The sequence below is a fragment of the Arthrobacter sp. P4_F10 genome, assembly GCF_056401435.1.
Window position 1 is genome coordinate 1 of record NZ_JBFUJJ010000007.1, and the last position, 16,364, is coordinate 16,364.

The following is a 16,364-nucleotide window of genomic DNA, read 5'->3' on the forward strand; positions in this document are numbered from 1 at the left end:
GTTTGGGGCCGTCGAACAAAGGGCAGAGCGCGGTGTCTCCTGCGCGGAGAGCTGGCCCAGTAGGCATAGGGCGCCTACAGCCGAACCGGCGCAGCGGATGTCTGGCTGGCCGATGCTACGGGGTCGTTCACCCCGGCAGCCCGGGTTACCCCGGGAGGATCGCGGAGCACAAACGACAGGGCCACCAGGATCAAGACGAAAAGCATAAGGATGAGCACGGCTTTGACGATCCACCGCGGCAGGACAGGCTCCTGCAAGTGGGTTCCATCCAGCACAACAGGGGGGCCGTCCGCCGGTTTGGCAGCCACCGTGAAAGAGTGCACGGCAGGCATCCCGCGCCAGATCGTTCTTCGCGCGCGCACTCGAACACGGGGGAATTCGACAGTTCCGGCAGCAATGGTCAGAGTCGGCTCACGCATGGAAATATGTAGCAAATCGCCTGGATCGGAACCGGTGAGGGTGACGGTGATGGGCACATTTCCATAGTTGTCTACGGCGACCCGGTGCCGGGCGCCGAAACACCCCCGGGACTGCCGGGGCAGCAGTTCAGCCGCCGTCTCGTGGAACGGAAGAAGCTGGAAAATGCCCTCAGGAGAAACCGCGTCCTCCGGATGCTCGGTCGGCAGCACCTGCACCGCGTAGGGGAATTCCCCGGCCGGGACTTCGGAGGACCGCGGCGGCCGGAACTCCACGGAGGCGGTGGCGTCTTGGCCCGGGTAGAGGGACACGATTCCGGGCACCACTTCCGTCCAGGAGCCGCTCGGCCCCACAACTTGGAGCCTGTACTCCTCGACGATTTCGCCGTCGTTGCGGATGTGAAGCGGAACAGTCGCCCTGGCACCGGGCTCAAGGCTGACCAGCGGCGAATCCAGTGTTGCAGTGGTGCTCATGGCTCCTCCTTGCGGACCTACTCTGCGTCCAACGGCGAAAGGTCCTCATCCGTACTCTGAGGTTATGGGGGACGCGCGGGGGCACAGCACCACCGTCGGCCGGACTTGCGGGCATTGCTGCTGCCCGTTGAGCCTGTGTTGACTGCACGAAGAGCACCGCCCGCTATGGTCGATCTAGCGGGATGGAACAGGCAAGTACGGCAGACCGTGCCCCACCCAGTCAGCCCCGCATTCTCGATGGGAGGATTCATGGAACCAATAACTGTCCGGGTCCACGCGCGTGACCCGATCTCCGAGGCGGGCGTGGCCAGCGAGCTGCGGGCGCGCCCCGAAGTGCGGGTGGTCAGGGCGAACGACGCTGAGCCGGCGCAGGTGGTCGTCGTCGTAACGGACTCGGTGGACGACGACGCACTGACGCTGCTCCGCATTGTGCAGCGGCGCGGTTTGTCCCGCGCCGTCCTCGTGGCGGGCCACCTCGACGACGGCGACCTCGTCAAGGCAGTTGAAACCGGGGTGGTTGGCCTGGTCCGTCGCAGCGAAGCGACACCGGACCGCCTGGTGGCAGTGATCACGGCCGCCGCTGCCGGTGAAGGCAGCGTACCTCCGGATCTGCTCGGCCGTCTCCTGGACCAGGTCGGCAAACTGCAGCGGCACGTCCTGGGGCCGCGCGGAATCATGTTTACCGGCTTGGCACCCAGAGAAGTAGAAGTATTGCGGCTGCTGGCGGATGGGCTGGACACGTCCGAGATCGCAAACCAGCTGTCCTACTCGGAGCGGACGGTGAAGAACGTCGTTCATGACGTTACGACGCGTCTCCAGCTTCGCAACCGGTCCCATGCCGTCGCATATGCACTGCGGGAGGGCTTGATTTAGGCCCTGCCCCTAGCACCCGGATCTGTTGCCCGTAGGTGTGCCCGGACCCGGGTCCCGGACGGTGGTGTAGGCGGCCACGGTGGACTGTACGGTGCCGTGATGCCTGCCACGGGCTCCATAGGCAGGGAGACCGCTGCAACGTACGGGCTGGGCCGGAGCTCATTGGGAGGGATACACCGTGATTGCGCAGATTGACGATGCCTTGCGCACGTTGGTAAGGAACGAGGCCTTGGGCGGCTCTGAGGTGGACGTGGTGTTCGACGCGCCTACCAAGGACTGGGCCGCCCGGCGCAACGCTCCCACCGTCAACCTGTACCTCTATGACATCCGTGAGGACGTCCGGCGCAGGGAACGCGGCCTGTCCGAGCAGAGAGGAGATGACGGATACGTCCGGACGCGCCGGCCCGCTCCCCGCTATTTCAAGCTGTCCTACTTGGTCACGGCGTGGACACAGCGCCCGGAAGACGAGCACCGCCTGCTTGACCAGTTGCTGCGCTGCTTCCTCAAGTACGACGCGCTCCCCGACGATCTCGTGGTCGGCCCGCTCGCGGAGACCGGGTTGGTGGTGCCCGTAACGGTAGGGCTTCCCCCGCCCGAGGACCGTGCGTTCGCCGATGTGTGGTCCGCCCTGGGGGGAGAGCTCAAGCCGTCCCTCGACATCGTGGTCATCGCCCCGGTGGACACCGGCATTGTCTACCAGGCAGGGCCGCCGGCATCCCAGGGGACTCAGCTGGATATGGCCGACCTGACAGGTGGCGCCGCCGACGTGGGCCGCCGCCAGCACACCCCTCCGCCTGCCGCGATCCGCGGCCCCCGCCGGACGGCCGGGTGATTGATCGGTGACGGCAAAGATGACAGCGAATCCCAGTCTCGCCCACGTGCTCGGCCGCGTCGGAGTGGTGGAGGAACGCATCCGCCTGCTCGTGGCGGCCCGCCGCGCCGAAGACCCGCAGCCGGATGACCCTTTCCGCGGGCTCTATCTCAGCGATGAGGCCGTGGACCGCCTGCTCGGGGAAGTTCCCCGGTCCGTGGACGGGGACGGACCCGAAGAGGGACCAGGCCGTGTCTCATCCCGGCAGCTGCACTGCGAACAACTAGCGGACGAGGCCCAGCAAGCAGGGCACCGGCTGCGGCTCCGGGAGCTCGGCGCCACCTTCGGCCTCTTGCCCCTGGACATCGATTTGCTTCTTGTCGCGCTCGCCGCCGATCTGGATCCGCGCTTCGAGCAGCTATTCGGCTACCTGAACGACGACGTCACCCGCCGCCGCCCCTCCGTGGCCGTCGCTCTGGCGCTCTGCGGCACACCCCTGTCCGCAGCCGACGGCAGGGCCCGGCTGCTTTCCGGCCCGCTCATTAGGGGCGGGCTGCTTGTCGTCGAGGACGCCGAGCGCCCGCTGCCCGGACGGGCACTGCGGGTGCCGGACCGCGTCGTCGGGCATCTGCTGGGTGATGACACCGCCGAACCGGCTCTCGAGGCTGTGCTGACCGAACGTCCGGCCGTGAGCTGGGGTGATGCTTCGCCGCTTTCCCGGGCACTGGGAGCCGGGGTCCTCCTCGCCTATCTTCGGGAGCCTGCCACTGGTTCCGGCCGCGTGCTGGCAGCCGAGGCGCTGCGGTCCAGGGGATGCGACGGCGTGTATGTGGACTTGGTGCGGCTGGCTGCCGAACGGGATCCGCTCCAGCTGGTGGAACTCGCCGTACGGGAAGCGAGGCTCCGGGGCACCGGACTGGTGGCAGGGCCCCTTGCTGCCGTGGCGGACCGACCCGCCGTGTTGGAGGCCCTGCATGCCGAACCGCAGCCTGTGCTGCTCACCGGGGACGGCGCGTGGGACCCGGCGTGGACCAGGCATCCGCCGCTGCTGGTGGAGGTCCCGGTCAGCACGTCGGCCGAGAGATCGGATCTGTGGCGGGCCGCGCTAGGCCCGCTCGATGGGGTGGACGTGGCGGCAGCCACCTCGGCGTTCCGCTTGCGCCCGGAGCAGGTTGCCCGGGCCGCCGGATCCGCTCAGGTGCAGGCCACCCTGACCGCCAACGGCCGCATCACCGCTTCACATCTCAGTGCCGGGGCACGCGCCGAAAACGGATCGGCCCTTGACCGGCTGGCCCGCCGGGTGGAGCCGGTGGTGGGCTGGGATGACCTGGTCCTTCCCGATGCCGTGCTGCTGGCCCTCAAGGAGGTGGCGCTGCGGGCCAAGCACCGGGAAAAGGTCCTCGGTGACTGGGCCATGCGGCCGGGAGCCGGACGCGGGCACGGAGTGGCTGCCCTGTTTGCCGGAGATTCCGGGACCGGGAAGACGATGTCCGCCGAAGTGGTCGCCCGGGCGCTGGGACTGGACTTGTATGTCGTGGACCTGGCCACCGTCGTCGACAAATACGTGGGGGAGACGGAGAAGAACCTCGAGCGGATCTTCACGGCTGCGGCGGGCGTCAATGGGGTGCTGCTCTTCGACGAGGCTGATGCCGTCTTCGGGCGTCGATCCGAGGTCAAGGACGCCCATGACCGCTACGCAAATATCGAAAGCGCCTACCTGCTGCAGCGGATGGAGACGTTCGACGGCCTGGCCATCCTGGCAACGAACCTGCGGGCGAACATCGACGAGGCGTTCACCCGCCGGCTCGACGTCGTCGTGGACTTCCCGCTGCCTGATGCGGCGCACCGCAGCGTGCTCTGGGACCGGTGCCTCGGACGGACGATCGGCCGGGCAGCGGACATTGACCTCGTCTTCCTGGGGCAGGCCTTCGAACTGGCCGGCGGGGCGATCCGGTCCGCGGCCGTCACCGGCGCGTACCTGGCAGCCGACGACGGCGGGACGGTGACCATGGCGCATCTGGTCACCGCCGTGCAACGCGAATACCGCAAGCTGGGGCGGCTAACGCTGGAGAGCGAGTTCGGCCCGTATTGGGGGCTGCTTTCCACTGCGAAGAGATCCGGCGCCTAAGGTCGCACCGCTGCCCTTTCGGGCAGGAGCGCCTGCCCTTTCCGGCGCCGTGGCGGCGCTTGCGGGCCGTCCTTGCCGGGCGCATCGTCGGTGTAGGTCTGATGAAAGGGGTGCGCCATGCACAGCCACGACCATGACCAGTCCGACGTCGACGTCCCGGGGGCCAAGCCGGCGCGGGCGGAAGCAGCGGAGCCTGCGGTGCTGTATCGGGCGGCGGCCGCCGCCCGGACCGACGTCGTCGGGTCCCGCGGCTTACTGGCGCTTCAGCGCGCCGTCGGCAACAGCGGTGTGCGCGGCCTCGCGGAGGAGGAAGGGTCACCTGTGCTCGACGTCGTCTCGTCCGGAGCCGGTCAGCCGTTGGAGGAGCCCGTGCGCGCTGACATGGAGGGCCGCCTGGGCCACAACTTCTCCGACGTCCGCGTCCATACAGGGGAGGCCGCCCACAATTCCGCGGCATCGGTGAACGCCCACGCCTACACGGTGGGTTCCAATATCGTGTTCCAGCGGGACAATTACGATCCCGGCTCCGACGCCGGCCGTACGATGATCGCCCACGAACTGACACATGTGGTCCAGCAGCGGAGCGGCCCGGTGGACGGGACCGCCACGGGAACCGGGGTGCGCGTGAGTGATCCGTCCGACAGGTTTGAACGTGAGGCGACCGCCACCGCCGAGCGGGCTATGTCCGCACCCGTCCCGGCCGCTCCGGCGGCACAGCGCTTCGCGGCGGGCGCCGCCGTCGTCCAGCGCGATGCTGACCAGGACACAGCCCAAGGGAGCTTTGCCGAAGGCGCCGCGCTACAGCGAGAGGAATCATTGCAGCGAGAAGAGGAAGAGGAGGAGACCGCCCAAGGGTCCTTCGTTGACGGGCGGGCCGTGCAGCGCGACGAGGCGGAAGAGGAAGAGCCGGGCTGATCCCGGCGGGAGCGGTCCATGACGACGACCTTTCACGGCGGACCCGGCAAGGTTCCGGCGCAACGCGTTGGGCCCACAGTCGCGCGCCAGGCCACCGGTACGGCGAGAACCGAGGCTACTCAGGCGCTCGCCGACGGCCGCGAAAGGGTCGGCAGGCCAGCAAGCGCCGCCGTCGGGCCATACGCCGTGCTGGCGCTCCAGCGACTGGCCGGCAACGCCGCTGTCGGTGCGCTCATGGCGGCAAAGCTGAAATCCCCCGGGGAGCAGGCAGCCACAGAGATCGACGCAGCCCTGAAGGAGATCCGAAGGGACGAGCCCGCGATCGCCACAGTAGAGAAGGGGCTTAAGGCCGCAAAAGCGGCAGGCGTACCTGTTGAACTTGAGGGCCCCAAGCCTTCGGCTTCAGCGCTCGCGGTAACGAAGACGGGCTTCGGCCCCGGGTCTGTTCCCGCCAAGAAACCGGTGCCGCCACCCAAGCCGATCCCTGCGGTCAGCCCGCTCGGGAAAGCTGCAGCCGCTAAGGTGGGCGGACCGGGGAAGGGCTCGGCCGGAGGAAAGGCGCCCCCTTCAGGGGGAGGGGCCGCACCGGCCATCTTGGCGCCCGTTGCACTGCCTGCCGACAAGCTTTTCCAGCCTCCCGTGGCACCGGTCCCTGTCCGCCCTGAGGAAGATCCGGCCTTCACTCAGGTCACGGGCAGCATCAAGGGCTTCGCGGGGGCTAAGAAGGCCCACCCTCCGGCCGCGTCCAAGGCCAAGGAGGCCCAAGGGGCCGCGCTGCCGCCGACCGACGACGTCGCAGGGCAGGCCAAGGCGGCCAAAGTCGATGCCATGGACGCCCAGCAGCCCGGTACCTTCGACAAACAGGCATTCATCGCAGCGGTCAAGGCGGCGATTGAGGCGAAGTCGCCCAAGACCCTTGAGGAAGCTGACGAATACAAGAAGTCCGGCAAAGCCGGTGAGGCGAAGGGGCAAGTCAAGGGCCTGGTCGGCCAGGGCAAAGCCGGGCAGTCCAAGGACATCGAGGCGGCCACTGCGGCCCCTCCGGATCAGTCCAAGGCTGTTCCGAAGCCTGTCACCCCGATGGCCCAGGAGCAGCCGGGCCAGGCCGTGCCCATCCCGGCCGCGGGGGCGGTGCCCAAGCCGGYACCGGCAGAGCAGCTCAACCTCGCCGCCGGCCCGCACCAGGCAAACCAGGAGATGGCCGACGCCGAGGTCAGCGAGCAGCAACTGGCGCAGTCGAACGAGCCTGAATTCCAGCAAGGCCTCGCCGACAAGAAGGCCGCAGCCGAGCATGCCCAGGCCGCGCCAGCAGAGTTCCGCCAGCAGGAACAGCAGGTCCTCCAACAGGGCAAGGCGGAGGCCGGTGCGCAGACCGCGGCGGGCGTTACTGGAATGCAAACTGCCAAGGCGACGGCCCTGGCGAACCTGATGGCCGATAAAGGCAAGACTAAGTCGAAGGACGAGTCGAAGCGCGCAGAGATCACGGCCAAGATCCAGGGCATCTTCGCGGCCACCGAAGCCGACGTGAAGAAGACCCTCGACGGGATCGATCCCAAGGTGGACGCTGCCTTCGAGAAGGGTGAGGCCGGGGCCCGTTCGGCGTTCGAGGCCTACGTCGAGGCGAAGATGTCTGCGTACAAGAAGGACCGGTACGGCGGCTGGCTCGGCGGGTACCGCTGGCTCCGGGACAAGATCGCCGGCATGCCGCCGAAGGTCAACGAGTTTTACGAGGCCGGCCGGGAGTTGTACCTCACGAAGATGAACGCAGTGATCTCCAACGTGGCGGACATCGTCGGCAACGACCTGACTGCGGCCAAGCAGCGGATCGCCAGGGGCAAGTCTGAGATCGCTGCCTACGTCAAGAGCCTCCCTGCCAACCTGCAGAAGCTCGGGTCCGAGGCGACGAAGGAAATCGGCGACAAGTTCGAGGCGCTTGAGAGCGACGTTAATGCCAAGCAGGAGTCGGTGGTTGATGCATTGGCGACCAAGTACGTCGAGGCGCGAAAGGGGCTTGACGAGCGGATCGAGACCCTGCAAGCAGAGAACAAGGGCTTGGTAGACAAGGCGATCGGCGCGATCAAGGCGATCATCAACACCATCCGTGAGCTCGCCGGGATGCTCAAGAACGTGCTCTCACGCGCGGCCGGCGTCGTCGGGGACATCATCAAGAATCCGGTGGCCTTCCTGGGCAACCTGATCGAGGGCGTGAAGGGCGGCATCCTCAAGTTCAAGGACAACATCCTTGGCCACCTCAAGAAGGGCCTGATGGGCTGGCTGTTCGGCGCACTTGCCGAGGGGGGCGTCGAGCTTCCGGACACCTTCGACATCAAAGGCATCATCAAGCTGCTCGCCTCGATCTTTGGGCTGGCGTGGACCAACATCCGCAACCGAATCGTCAAGCAGATCGGCGAGCCGGCGATGGCCGCCGTGGAGAAGGGCGTGGAGATCTTCCAGGTCATCGCCAGCCAGGGCGTCGCGGGCCTGTGGCAGATGCTCCTGGAGAAACTCGGCAACATCAAGGACATGATCCTGGATCAGGTGAAGGACTTCGTGATCACGAAGATCATCACCGCCGGCATCACGTGGCTGATCGGTCTGCTGAACCCTGCCGCGGCCTTCATCAAGGCCTGCAAACTGATCTACGACGTCGTGATGTTCTTCGTGAGCAACGCCGAACGGATCATGAAGTTCGTCAACACCATCATCGACTCGGTCGCCGACATCGTGCGCGGCAACGTTAGCAGCGTGGTGAACAAGATCGAAGATGTCCTGGGCCAGATGGTCCCGATCCTCATCGGCTTCCTCGCCAGTGTGATCGGCCTCGGCGGCATCGGCCAGAAGATCCGCCAGATCATCGAGACGCTGCAGAAGCCGGTGAACAAGGCCCTCGACTTCGTGATCAAGGCCGGCCTCAAGCTCGCTGGACCGATCATCCGCGGGATCAAGGGCTTCGCCGGGAAGGTGAAGGCTGGGGCGAAGAAGCTCGGCCAGAAGGCGCTCGCGAAGGTCCGCGGAGGTGACGATACGCCGGAGGGTAAGCAGAAACGGCTGGCCAAAGCCATGGCCGCCGGGGAATCCGCGCTCCGTCGATTCGCTGGCCGGAAGGTCGCCGAACGCCTCTTGATGCCTCTCTTGTCCGCAATCAAGCTCAGGTATGGCCTGACTGAGCTCAAGCCGATCAAACAGGGAACGCGGTGGGCCATATCGGGTGCGATTAACCCAACTTCGGTCCGACTCACAGACGTAATTGCCTACATGGACGAGTCGGTTGCGGCCGCAGAATTTGCCCGAACGGCGGCCGAGGTGGAACGTCAGTTCTTCGCGACGGGCTTGGAGGGATCATCGGCGTTGGCAGTGCGGGGGCCGCACGAACAGGCGTATGCGGGTTCAGTTGCGAGGCGCGGGGCCCCTGCCATGGGAGCGACAACTCACGCCCCAGCGCCAGTCGAAGGCGTTTCAAGTGCGGAACAGATCGCGGCGAGACGAGGTGCCTTGGAGGCCCACCGCCAGTCCGGCTCGAGCAATGTCCCTCGATTCGCCATTGCGACGTCCTCCTCGGAGGGCGGGCAGTTGACGGAGATGCTGAATCCGAATCGAAGCCAACCGCACAACGTAAAGCTCAACGAAGTTGGCGCGTACGGAACGCCGTCGGCGACGGCTGCCACGGGCGATGTCATGGGAGTGGTCAGGACCCTCCGGGAGAACGGGATGTCCGACGCTCAGATCAGCCGTGTTATGCAGTTGATTTCCCGAGAAGGTCGCACGCCAACAGCAGCGATGTTGGCAGCACATGGGTTCCGCGGCGATCCGAACGAACCGGTGCGAACAGGTCGGGCTTCTCTGCCACCCGCCGCAGCTCTTCGGGCAGTGACTCAACTAACGCACGTGATCGAGCCCCTTCGATTCTTGGACCGAGGGTTTGGACTGGTGCAGCAACCTGTCGCAACCACAACGGCAATGTCACATACCTTGGTTCAATCCGGCGCCGCGAATCTAGGGGAGGTGATGGCGAGTGGATCGGCGCTGGGGCCGGCAACCCATCTTCCGCTCGGAGAGTCGGGACGGCTGAAGTCAGAGTCGATCGCACGCAGCCAAGTGAGAGTCACAATGCTCGTCGAACAGGTGAGGCAACGTTGGTCCGCCTGGGTCCTCCAGACTCRGACACACATCGTAGGCGAGTTGCGGGCGAAGGGCATCGTGAATGCACATCTTGTTCCCACCAAGGAATCGATGCTCAAGTTGTTGCGCCACTTCTACGGCCAGGCACGCAGAGGCCCTTAGAGTCCGCCTCGACCGTCCTAGTAGTGGAATCATTCCAGTGCGCGGCCCTCGATCCCGCTGTCAGTTGCGTAGAAGGCGGGCGCCACCCTGCGATCAGTAAACACGAGGACGGCACAACCGTCAGTGTCTGATCGGCACGAATAGCTTCCGCACTAGGCATACAGCCGGACGTATCGGCTCCCTCAACTCCGGATCAGGCTGGGACCCAACGTCGGGGTCTTCGAGAATGCAACATGCCGAGTGCTTCGTCGTCCGGATCGGGGCCGAGGGCAAGAGATGAAATCAGAGCACGGCAAGCCATCGTCCTTGCTACCAACCGAGCGGCCCCGATTCTGCCCCTTCGTGCACTCCACCCTTCCCATGAGCGCATCCAGATAGCCGTACCGCCGCACACGCCTCCGCGGGACCCTTGAACCACGTTTTGGGTTCACTGAGGAGACAAAATGCCGAACTATCTTTCGCCAGGTGTGTATGTAAACGAGGTCGGAGCGGGCACTCGTCCAATCGAGGGAGTAGGCACGGCAGTCGCTGCATTCGTCGGGCTTGCCGCCAAGGGTCCGGACAATGAACCAACCCTAGTGTCCAACTGGACCCAGTTCTCCGACACCTTTGGGGACTTCGTCCCAGGCTCGTACCTTGCCCATGCCGTCTACGGCTACTTCCTCAACGGCGGAGGGAATTGCTACGTGGTGCGCATCGGCGCCGACGGAGCGCGGGAGGACAAACCGAAGCAACAGCCAAAGGCAGTGACGGCGTCCCCGACGGCCGAATTCGCCGGATACCGCGTGACCGCCAAGTCCACGGCAGCCAACCCCAAGCCTGTAACGGTCGAAATTGCCGACCCAGGGGGTGAAAATCCGTCCGAGGACCAGTTCAAGATCGTCATAACGGTGGAGGGCAAGCCGCCCGAGGTCTGGGACAACGTCACCACCAAACGTGGCAACAATAACGTCGCCACCAAGATCAGCGCCGAATCGAAGATCGTCACCATTGAGGAGATTGCCACAGGCGGTGCCCTCGTCAAACCGGACAAGGGGACCATCCAGCTGGTCGCACCGGAGCCTGAGCCTGAACCGCCAACAACTGACAAGCTGAACGTGGACGACTACGTCGGCGATGCCGCCGACCGCACCGGATTCAGCGGCCTCGAGGCCGTCGACGAAGTGACCATGGTGGCCGTGCCGGACCTCCTGGCCGCCTACGAGCAAGGCGCCATCGATCTGGAAACCGTCAAAGCCGTGCAGCTCGCCGCCATTGCCCACTGCGAGCTGATGGGGGACCGCATCGCCATCATCGACCCGCCGCCCAACCTCAACGCCCAGCAGATCAAGAACTGGCGCATGGACGGCGGCGGCTATGACTCCAAGTTCGCGGCACTCTACTGGCCGTGGGTGAAGGCGTTCGACCCCAGCACCGGAACGAACCGGTTCATTCCGCCGTCGGGCCACATGGCCGGCGTCTGGGCCCGCAACGATGACACCCGCGGCGTCCACAAGGCGCCCGCGAACGAGGTGATCCGCGGCGTCACCAGCCTGCAGACCCAGATCACCAAGACGGAACAGGAACTGCTGAACCCCATCGGCGTCAACTGCATCCGCACTTTTCCTGGCCGCGGCATCCGCGTCTGGGGAGCACGCACCATGTCCAGCGACGCCGAATGGCGGTACCTGAACGTCCGCCGCCTCTTCAACTACCTGGAGGAGTCCATCCTGCAGGGCACCCAATGGGCAGTCTTCGAGCCGAACGACCCTGCCCTGTGGGCGCGCATCCGCCGCACCATCAGCGCCTTCCTGACCAACGAATGGCGCAAGGGCGCCCTCTTCGGGCTCACACCCGAACAGGCGTTCTTCGTCAAGTGCGACGAAGAGACCAACCCGGCCGAGGGCATCGACGCTGGACAGGTGGTCTGCCAGATAGGCGTGGCCCCGGTCAAGCCGGCCGAGTTCGTCATTTTCCAGCTGTCCCAGTTCTCCGGCGGCACCAGCCTCGTGAGCGAGTAATCCCAGTTCAAAAGGAGCAAGACCATGGCCCTCGGCGATTTTGACAACTCATCAGCGAACGGATTCACCGTCACGATTGACGGCATCGAAGTGCCGAGGGTGATCGAGGTGAGCGGCCTCAAGACCGAGGTCGACAAGATCGAACTGAAGCAGCAGACGAAGGACGGCAAATACGTCGTCCGCCAGCTCATCGGCCGGCCGAAAGCGGGCGAGCTGACGGTCACCAGGGGACTGACCGAAAGCAAAACCGTGACCGACTGGCTCAAGAAAGTCATGGAGGGCGACGTCGCCGGGGCTCGCAAGACTGCCGCCGTCTCACTCCTGGACTACAAAGGGGAGACGCTGAAAACCTATAACTTCGTCAACTGCTGGGTGAAGAGCGTCGAACTGAATTCCCTGAAGGCTGGCGCCACGGAGCAGGCCACAGAGAAGTTCGTCATCTGCTACGACGAATCCACTATCTCGTGATGCAGCGGACACATGGTGCGGTGGTGATGCCGGACCCGGAGGCCGATGCCCCCGGCGTCCCGGCTGACAGGAGGCCGGACAAGGGACGTCAGCCGCTCCGTACCGAGTTCAGCTTCGAGCTTCCCCGCGGCTACGTGGACCAGGACGGGACCGTCCACAAATCCGGCGTCATGCGGCTGGCGACCGCACGGGACGAACTGCTGCCGCTCTATGACGCCCGCGTCCAGGAGAATGCGGCGTATACGACCGTGGTCCTTCTGGGCAGGGTGATCACCTCCCTGGGCACGCTGGGGGCTGTGACCTCTGCCGTCGTGGAAAACATGTTCGCCTCCGACGTCGCATTCCTTCAGGACTTCTATCGGCGGATCAATGCCGAGGGCCATACCCGGATCGCTGTTACGTGCCCGGAATGCTCCCACCGTTTTACCGCCGACCTCGCCGGTGGCCGCCTGGGGGAATCATGACGTACACGCCGGACCGGATCTACGAGGAGGTGTCGTACGTGGCCTATCACTTCCACTGGCCCCTGGATGACATTCTGGATCTGGAACACGGCCAACGGCTTCGCTATGTCCGGGAGATAGCGGCAATCAACACGCGCCTGACCCAGGAACGGTGAACCATGCGGTGGCCTTGGCAACGGGAGCGGCCCGAGCCCCCGCCCGGCCAGGAACCGCGCGAAGCGGCAGCACCCGCGGCTGCTGAGCCCCGGATTGCGCCCGCCGGCTGGGCTTTCCTGCCGCCGCTGCAGCGCAGTGCCGGCAGCATTCAGCTGACGTCGGACCCGGACCATTTCACCGGCTCCCTCGCCTCATGGGGCGATCCGTCCTTCACCGGACCCATGACCCACCTGGTCAGCACACAGGCGCCGGCAGGCGTTATCGACGTCGACGGCGGCGGTCCCGATCCGGGCTCCGGCGGCTACACTGCGCCCTCAGTGGAGATGACACTGTTGCCGCCTCCGGCGCCACACGTCCGGCCGGTGCCGGGCAGGCTTGGCGGCATGCCGACGATCCAGCGCGCCGGGACCGACGGCGGCACACAGGGCGGCAACCAGCTGGGCGGCGATTGGCAGGATGGCGGTTGGCCGGACGGCGACCCCCAGGCCAGTGGAACCCTGGATGGCCTTTCCCTTACCGCGGCGGCACCGGACGCCTTTCCTGTGCTGCATGTCGATGCGGCGCCACTGCAGTCTCCGGGTTCATCCCCGGGCCCATCGGTGTCCGCACCGGTTTCGCGCGGGGAGCCCTCCGGCCCGTCCCGCACCAGGTCCACCGACGGCAGCACCTCTGACGGAAGTGCGACGTACGTTCCACTGCCGTCGGCACCGGCTGTGCAGCGGGCTTCGACCCCGGCGGACTCTTCGCCGTCATTCCGGCAAGCGCCTCACCCGCCAAGGCTGGGGCTCGGCATGCCACTGTCGTTTTCGGAGCTGGCCGCGACACCGGAGTTTTGCCCCGGGACCGCTCCCGATGTCTTCCCCGATTCTCGTCCCGGTTCCTTCCCCTTGCCGGTCCAGCGGACGTCAACCCCCGAAACCGCTGGTGCGCCCGTGGTTCCACCGGCGGCTGACGCCAGCATTCGGGGCGCCAGTGCTCCTGACGCCGTTGACGCGACCCTTCCGGGTAATGGAGGAGGAACGGCCCCCGGACCCGCGACCACGTCCGCAGTACCTTCAGATCCGCCGAGCCTCGATTCCACCGGGGCGCCGGACCCCGGGATTGGCGAGCCAGCCCCGTGGGCTGACGCCGGGACAACAACAGCGACTGTCTCCCCGCCGGCGGACGATGCCCCGGCTCCGGACGACGGGTCCGCGCCGCCGCTCTCGGCCACTGGGTCTGCCGGAGCAATTGACCGGGCAGGGGACAGTCATCCCGGTGCGAATGATCCGGCACCCCGCACCACTGAAGGAAACCCGGCAAGCATGCCGGTCGTCTCCCGTTCCGGGCACGCCGTCGACCTCCTGTCCAATGTCACTGACGCCGGTCACGGTTCGGATTCCCTGGAGACTTTCGGCGCGGTGTCTTTCCCGGCTCTGTCTTCCCCAGCGGTGTCCTCCTCCGCGGTGCGTGAAGCAGCCCGGCCTGTGAACGGGCCTCCCGAGCCCGCCCTGACAATTCATCCCGACATACCGCGGGTCGATGAGCGGCCCGCAGCCGCCCCGCTTCCACTTGTACTTGGTCCTGCCACGGGCCAACAGGCCATGCCAGCCGGCAGCCCCTCAGTTCAACGCAGTCTCTCGGACGATTCCTCAGCCGAAACGGCCCCGCACGCGGAGGAACTGACCGCGGAGGAACTGGCCGCCCCCGCCGCCGCCCTTGCTCCGGTCCAGGGTCAGAGCGCGGAATGGTCCTCCGACGAGCCACGAGCCAGCGGCCAAACCGGAGCCGTGAAACCGACAACTGACCCGTCATCCTCTCCGCATGGCTCCCTCGGGATCCAGCGCACCGCCAAGCCGGCAGCCGAGCTGCAGACCCGGGCAATCCCCACCTCAGTCGGACCGGTTGTCCTACGGATTGTCCCCGCTGCCGGCCCGGGACCGGCCACGGATACCTGGCAACGGCTGACTGCCCTGCCCGTAGCGGCGCCCGCGCCGCGCGCCCAGGCTCGGGCCTTGACGCTGCCAGCGGCAACTAGGCCAGCACACTCACCGGCGAACACTGCCTGGCCCGATGAGGGCCAACAGGGTGTCGCCGCCGCGGCAACGGCATTCGCTCCAACGGCCGACATGCCATCTGAATCCGACAATGGCCTCGGCATCGAGGGGGACTCCGGCCCCCGGACGGAATCTGGCTTTCTGGCCGATGCTGCCCCCGGCGCAGAACCGGACGCCCCACCCGGACTGAGCGCCGCCGTCGGAAGAGTCATTCAGCGGACGATTTCAGTGGAGCGATATTCAGCAGAGGGAACGCGCCCATTGGACGCGGCAGCAACCGGCTTCCCGGCCGGGTCGGCGCCTCCGACGCAAGTGCTCACCGTCCCGCCTACGCCACCACATGGCGGAGAACAGCCGGCCCGCCTGCAACGCTTGAGCGCCTCCGCGGGCCCGGTTCCCGGAACCGTCGGTTCGACGCCGGAACGTACGGCGACATTGGGATATTTTTCGAACACATCGTTCACGGCGATCCCGACGGGCCCGGGAGCCCACGCGGCCTTCGAATCCGGATCGGACAGGCCACAAGATGCAATCCTGAGTCTCGCCTCTCCGTCGCCGCAGCGGGACGAGGGCGGTGAAGCCGTTCAGCGGGAGACCGGGCTCCCGGGGAGTGATTCTGCGGCGGCTGCGCCGGTCGTTCCGGCACGGGCCGCCAGCGGGCCGGGGGAGGCCGATGGCGGCGTAGCGGTCCAGGGCGGCACGGACGCCGGTCCGGCCGGATCGGCGGAGCAAGGACCGGCAGTGAGGGGAGCAACGGCGTCGGGCATCCCGGCCGGGGCGACGCCTGAACAGCTTGAGGATCTCGCCAAGCGGCTTGCCGGACCGCTGATCCGGCGCATCAAGGCCGAAATGCTGCTGGACCGCGAGCGCCGCGGTCTGCGGACAGACACGAACTGAGGAAGATCATGTTGGAGGATGTGGATACGGCGGTCAGCGTCCGCTACACCGTGGCACTGGACAATCTGGATCTCGGAACGTTCACCACGTGCGAAGGACTGGGCTGTGAGGTAGTGATCGAGTCCCGGGAGGAAGGCGGAAACAACTCCTTCATCTGGCAATTGCCCACGCGGCTCAAATATCCCAACATCACATTGAGCCGGCCGCTCGGACGGGACACCGAAAAGATTGCCAAATGGTTCGCGGACATGGCCTCCGGCTACACCCGGTGCACGGGAATCATCGAGGCGATGACCGGCAATGGCCGGAAGATCGCCGGCTGGGAGCTTTACGACGTCGTCCCCGTGCGGTGGAAGGGCCCGTCGCTGAACCCGGACCAGCCGAAGGTCGTCATGGAGACGCTGGAGATCGCCCACCATGGCTTTGTTTCAAAGACGCGCTAGCC

The 16,364-nt window shown here is 66.2% G+C and carries 12 protein-coding genes; 11 read left to right on the forward strand and 1 reads right to left on the reverse strand.

The annotated features are described in order from the left end of the window. Nucleotides 1–74: 74 nt before the first annotated feature. Complete coding sequence (locus AC1DR1_RS09980) at nt 75–890, reverse strand: COG1470 family protein (RefSeq protein WP_229992152.1); 816 nt, start codon at nt 888–890, stop codon at nt 75–77. A gap of 249 nt (nt 891–1,139) precedes the next feature. Here AC1DR1_RS09980 and AC1DR1_RS09985 point away from each other — a divergent pair, with 249 nt between their 5' ends. From AC1DR1_RS09985 to AC1DR1_RS10035, 11 genes are all read left to right on the forward strand, one after another. Further along, the gene (locus AC1DR1_RS09985; RefSeq protein WP_229992151.1) at nt 1,140–1,763 is read left to right on the forward strand and encodes a response regulator transcription factor; all 624 of its coding nucleotides are present in this window, start codon (nt 1,140–1,142) and stop codon (nt 1,761–1,763) included. A 178-nt stretch (nt 1,764–1,941) separates the two neighbouring features. After that, complete coding sequence (locus tag AC1DR1_RS09990; RefSeq protein WP_229992150.1) at nt 1,942–2,595, forward strand: Pvc16 family protein; 654 nt, start codon at nt 1,942–1,944, stop codon at nt 2,593–2,595. A 19-nt stretch (nt 2,596–2,614) separates the two neighbouring features. Then, complete coding sequence (locus AC1DR1_RS09995) at nt 2,615–4,702, forward strand: ATP-binding protein (RefSeq protein ID WP_229992149.1); 2,088 nt, start codon at nt 2,615–2,617, stop codon at nt 4,700–4,702. A 117-nt stretch (nt 4,703–4,819) separates the two neighbouring features. Next, complete coding sequence (locus AC1DR1_RS10000; protein WP_229992148.1) at nt 4,820–5,617, forward strand: eCIS core domain-containing protein; 798 nt, start codon at nt 4,820–4,822, stop codon at nt 5,615–5,617. A gap of 18 nt (nt 5,618–5,635) precedes the next feature. Continuing rightward, complete coding sequence (locus tag AC1DR1_RS10005) at nt 5,636–9,898, forward strand: phage tail protein (RefSeq protein WP_476992543.1); 4,263 nt, start codon at nt 5,636–5,638, stop codon at nt 9,896–9,898. A gap of 578 nt (nt 9,899–10,476) precedes the next feature. Continuing rightward, nucleotides 10,477–11,898 carry a phage tail sheath family protein gene (locus tag AC1DR1_RS10010; protein ID WP_229992146.1) on the forward strand — a complete coding sequence of 474 codons (1,422 nt, stop codon included), beginning with the start codon at nt 10,477–10,479 and terminating at the stop codon, nt 11,896–11,898. 24 nt (nt 11,899–11,922) lie between these two features. Continuing rightward, on the forward strand, nt 11,923–12,366 hold the full coding sequence (locus tag AC1DR1_RS10015; RefSeq protein WP_223986860.1) for a phage tail protein: 444 nt from the start codon (nt 11,923–11,925) through the stop codon (nt 12,364–12,366). Further along, nucleotides 12,366–12,830 carry a hypothetical protein gene (locus AC1DR1_RS10020; protein WP_229992145.1) on the forward strand — a complete coding sequence of 155 codons (465 nt, stop codon included), beginning with the start codon at nt 12,366–12,368 and terminating at the stop codon, nt 12,828–12,830. Before AC1DR1_RS10015 ends, AC1DR1_RS10020 begins: the two co-directional genes overlap by 1 nt. Further along, nucleotides 12,827–12,985, forward strand: a complete 159-nt coding sequence (locus AC1DR1_RS10025) for a DUF6760 family protein (RefSeq protein WP_229992144.1) — start codon at nt 12,827–12,829, stop codon at nt 12,983–12,985. Before AC1DR1_RS10020 ends, AC1DR1_RS10025 begins: the two co-directional genes overlap by 4 nt. 2,778 nt (nt 12,986–15,763) lie before the next feature. Beyond that, nucleotides 15,764–15,919 carry a hypothetical protein gene (locus AC1DR1_RS10030; RefSeq protein ID WP_229992143.1) on the forward strand — a complete coding sequence of 52 codons (156 nt, stop codon included), beginning with the start codon at nt 15,764–15,766 and terminating at the stop codon, nt 15,917–15,919. 8 nt (nt 15,920–15,927) lie between these two features. Continuing rightward, complete coding sequence (locus AC1DR1_RS10035; protein ID WP_223986869.1) at nt 15,928–16,362, forward strand: phage tail protein; 435 nt, start codon at nt 15,928–15,930, stop codon at nt 16,360–16,362. Nucleotides 16,363–16,364 lie beyond the last annotated feature (2 nt).

What these genes read in the sequence shown, in the direction of transcription:
- AC1DR1_RS09995 (WP_229992149.1), top strand. Translation starts at nt 2,615, where the DNA reads ATGACAGCGAATCCCAGTCTCGCCCACGTGCTCGGCCGCGTCGGAGTG.
- AC1DR1_RS10035 (WP_223986869.1), top strand. Translation starts at nt 15,928, where the DNA reads ATGTTGGAGGATGTGGATACGGCGGTCAGCGTCCGCTACACCGTGGCA.
- AC1DR1_RS10025 (WP_229992144.1), top strand. Translation starts at nt 12,827, where the DNA reads ATGACGTACACGCCGGACCGGATCTACGAGGAGGTGTCGTACGTGGCC.
- AC1DR1_RS09980 (WP_229992152.1), bottom strand. Translation starts at nt 890, where the DNA reads ATGAGCACCACTGCAACACTGGATTCGCCGCTGGTCAGCCTTGAGCCC.
- AC1DR1_RS09985 (WP_229992151.1), top strand. Translation starts at nt 1,140, where the DNA reads ATGGAACCAATAACTGTCCGGGTCCACGCGCGTGACCCGATCTCCGAG.
- AC1DR1_RS10000 (WP_229992148.1), top strand. Translation starts at nt 4,820, where the DNA reads ATGCACAGCCACGACCATGACCAGTCCGACGTCGACGTCCCGGGGGCC.
- AC1DR1_RS10020 (WP_229992145.1), top strand. Translation starts at nt 12,366, where the DNA reads ATGCAGCGGACACATGGTGCGGTGGTGATGCCGGACCCGGAGGCCGAT.
- AC1DR1_RS10015 (WP_223986860.1), top strand. Translation starts at nt 11,923, where the DNA reads ATGGCCCTCGGCGATTTTGACAACTCATCAGCGAACGGATTCACCGTC.